This is a genomic window from uncultured Nocardioides sp., from assembly GCF_902805925.1.
Classification (GTDB): Bacteria; Actinomycetota; Actinomycetes; order Propionibacteriales; family Nocardioidaceae; genus Nocardioides.
This window is the reverse complement of record NZ_CADCUP010000230.1, coordinates 1-3,398: the sequence shown is the minus strand read 5'-3', so window position 1 is coordinate 3,398 and position 3,398 is coordinate 1. Positions and strand designations below refer to the sequence as shown.

Here is a 3,398-nt window from a genome sequence, read left to right as displayed (position 1 = left end):
GAAGGACCAGTCGTCGTAGCGCGGACGGTGCACGAGCAGCACCTCGTTCCCGCGCCGCGTCACGACAGCACCGGCGGCGACCACGTCGTACGGCATGGACGTAGTCTCACACCACTTCCCGGTCGATCCGGAGACCGTTCACGCGTCGTTCATCTGCGCTGGTGCCGGCGTGCCCGGACGCAGAACGACCCCTGCACCGAGTGGCAGCAGGGGTCGAGGCGTGGACGGCTCAGGAGCGTTGTTCGGGCACGGGTGTGACACCGAGGAGCTCGTCGATCTCCTCGGCACTCAGGCGACCCTCGCACTCGCTCGCCGCGATGATCAGCGTCGTGGTGAGCTCCACCTCACCGAGCAGGTCACCGTCCTCGAGCGTGACGTCGAACTGATCGTGCACGCGACCTCCCTTGTCGACGCATGTCCGCCTGACACGATGCCCTACTGGTTCGAGGTTAAACATCCCACACAAGAAGATCGACCCGATCATGCCGTGCCGCACCACCCGATCGGGATTCCCACCTGGTCATCGAGCCACGACGACGGGCCAGGACGCAACCAGGCCCCACCCGTTCGGGTGGGGCCTGGTCATGGTGCGAAAGTCACGGACAGGTGCTGTCCGAGCCGATCCTCGCGATCAGATCGCGCGGACGTTCTCCGCCTGCGGGCCCTTGGGGCCCTGGGTGACGTCGAACTCGACCTTCTGGTTCTCGTCCAGGGACTTGTAGCCCTGCGACTGGATGGCCGAGTAGTGCACGAAGACGTCGTCGCCGCCGTCCTCCTGGGCGATGAAGCCGAAACCCTTCTCGGCGTTGAACCACTTCACGGTGCCTTGAGCCATTGCTCGTTACTCCTGTTATCGGGCGAAAGACCGCCACCTCGACGATCCCGCATCAGATGCGGTGACACGTCGCTCCGACCCAAGAGTCTTGCCCATGAGAAGAAACGCCGTTGGATCACAAACTCCGCGGGCGTCATACCACTTGGAACTTGCACCTGTTGCGTGACCAACACTACCAACCATTCCGGGAATCGCTACGTCCTGGGCGATGACATCTCAGCGCGTGGGTGGACACCTCGGGTCGCGACGGTTCTCAGAACGCGGAGACGGGCCCACCGGCGCGCTCGCTCCGCGACAGCGCGCGGACGACGGCGCCCTGGTCGTGCCGGCGTACGGCCAGCACGGCGAGGAGGGCCAGCACCGGGTCCAGCACCTCCTCGTCGAAGGCCGGTGCGGCCCGGCCGAGGCTCGCCGCGAGGTCGTCGGCGTGCACGACCACCTCCATCAGCCGGCAGACGAGGAAGTCGTCGACCTGCAGCGAGCAGCCCTGCCACGGCACGAAGACGGCCGGGCCGGCTCCCGCCAGGGCGCTCGGGAGCTCACCGCGCGACCACGCCAGGACGCCGCGGGACTCCTGCGGGCCACCGGCCGCCATCGCGTTGAAGTCGTCGCGGATCGAGGTGTTCTCCGGGCTGTCGACCGGGGCGTGCAGCCAGTCGACCCGCGCGAAGTAGTCGGCGAGCGAGAGCGTCTGCGCCCCCTCGGGCGGCGGCTGGCGCAGGAACTCCACCGCGCACTCGGGCTGGCTGACGAGGTGCCGGGTCAGCCCGCCCAGTGTCATCCCCGGCAGCGCCGACTCGTGCTCCCACGCATCGACGATCCCGGGGACGGCGACGAGGTCGGTGAGCTGGTCGACCGCCCGGAGGACGGCGGCGTGGTCGATGGTCCCTGCGAAGGTCAGTGGCATGGGGGGAGGGTAGGCCGACTCGCGGACGAACGGCGTCCGGGTGCGGGGGGGCGAGCACCGTCCGCCGCTACCCGCGGGCGCTGCCGTAGCCGAGCACCGCGGCCAGGCCCAGGGCGCTGCGCGGCTCGTACGCCGCCCGCCAGAGGCCGCCGTGCACCGCGGCGTGCGCCTCGTCCTGCCACGGGTGCTCGTGCGGGGGCACGTCGGCGGTGAGGTCGTGGACCAGCAGTGCGGCCATCAGGATGTTGGACGTCTCGGGCTCGAAGATCTCGACCCCGAAGCGGTGGGCGCCGGCGAAGGCGGCGGCGAGCGCCCGGTTCTTCACCACCGAGCGGGTGCGGGTCGAGGGGGCGACGTGGAGCGAGACCGCCCGGCCGTCGCCGCGGGCGACGGCAGCGCGCCAGCGCTGGACCCGCTTGGCCAGCGCGTAGTTGGGGCCCTGCACGGGCACGAGGCTGTCGGCGATGCCCGGGTCGGCGGCCGGCGGGTAGGCGCGGTGCAGGAGGCGGCCGCGCGACGCCCAGCGAAGCGGGCGTCCGACCAACTTGGCCGTGCCGGACCGGTCGACGTACGCGCGGGTCGACTGCTCCACCGCGTCGCGCGGCACGACGAAGACGTCGGTCGGGGTGGCGAGGAAGGCGAGCGCGGTCTCGGGCCTCGCGCGGCTGACCCGAGCCCCCAGCACGTCGGCGGCGACGGAGACCCGGACGTGGGTGGCGCCGTCGGCGTACAGGTAGTTGCCGACGACCAGGCGGCCGTCGAGGCCGGCGAGCCAGTCGGCGACCTCGGGCACCTCTGCCAGCAGGTCGGCCCCCGCTGCCCGGCCGACGTCGTCACGGGGGTCACCGGCGCCCTCCGCCACGGGGACCAGCAGCCGCCCGGCACCCGCGCGACCGGCACGCAGGACGCGCTCCCACACCGCCGGACGCGGCAGGTCGACGGCGGCCACCGTGGCTCCCCAGCCCAGCAGCGGCGCCAGTGGCCCCATCTCGGCCCCGGCGCCGAGCACCGCGACGGTGTGGCCGTCCAGGCGCAGCCGCTCGGGATGGGCGGCGACCTCGGAGACGGCGTCGACGACCGACGGCTCCAGCACCCCGCGGCGCGCCCACTCGAGAAGCTGGTCGCGCAGCCCGGCCCCGTGCAGCCGGCGTCCGCGGTAGGGCACCACGAGCTCCTCCTGCCGCTGCCCCTCCCCCGTCACCTCGGCGGTGCGGAGCCCGCGCGTGCCGCCGGCCTCCAGGAGGCTGTCAAGCGGCCGGTCGTCGCTTTCGTCGCCCGCCACGACCAGGTTGCGGTGGACCGAGTCGAGGCCGGCCCCGGCGATGGCGAGCCACGCGTCCGGCGTCGCCAGGCCCGCCTCCACCAGCCTGCGGAAGTGCAGCAGGTAGCCGCTGCGCCAGGCCGTCTCCTGCTCGGCGGCCCGGGCACCGACCGGGTCGACGCCGCGCAGGGCGTCGGCCACCACCTGCCGGCCCACCCTGCTGGTGCTGCGACGGCCGTCGGGAAGGGCGGCGAAGGAGACTCCGTGCGTCATGGGCCCATTCTGGTCCCGCGAGCGGGGCGCGGCGTCACGGACCGATCCGGCCGCGCACCTCACGTGCCAGCCGGGCGACGTCCACACCACCGAGGTCCGTGGTGTCCACCCGGACCACCAAC

At 72.5% G+C, this 3,398-nt stretch carries 4 protein-coding genes; all 4 read right to left on the bottom strand.

The annotated features are described in order from the left end of the window. Positions 1–229: 229 nt before the first annotated feature. Positions 230–394, bottom strand: a complete 165-nt coding sequence (locus QZX64_RS16505; protein WP_295662043.1) for a hypothetical protein — start codon at positions 392–394, stop codon at positions 230–232. Positions 395–631: 237 nt separating this feature from the next. Continuing rightward, on the bottom strand, positions 632–835 hold the full coding sequence (locus QZX64_RS16500; protein ID WP_028636594.1) for a cold-shock protein: 204 nt from the start codon (positions 833–835) through the stop codon (positions 632–634). 253 nt (positions 836–1,088) lie between these two features. Continuing rightward, the gene (locus QZX64_RS16495; protein ID WP_295662038.1) at positions 1,089–1,742 is read right to left on the bottom strand and encodes a maleylpyruvate isomerase N-terminal domain-containing protein; all 654 of its coding nucleotides are present in this window, start codon (positions 1,740–1,742) and stop codon (positions 1,089–1,091) included. Positions 1,743–1,809: 67 nt separating this feature from the next. Then, a complete protein-coding gene (locus QZX64_RS16490; protein ID WP_295662036.1) occupies positions 1,810–3,276 on the bottom strand; it encodes a hypothetical protein in 1,467 nt (488 codons plus the stop codon). Positions 3,277–3,398: the final 122 nt, after the last annotated feature.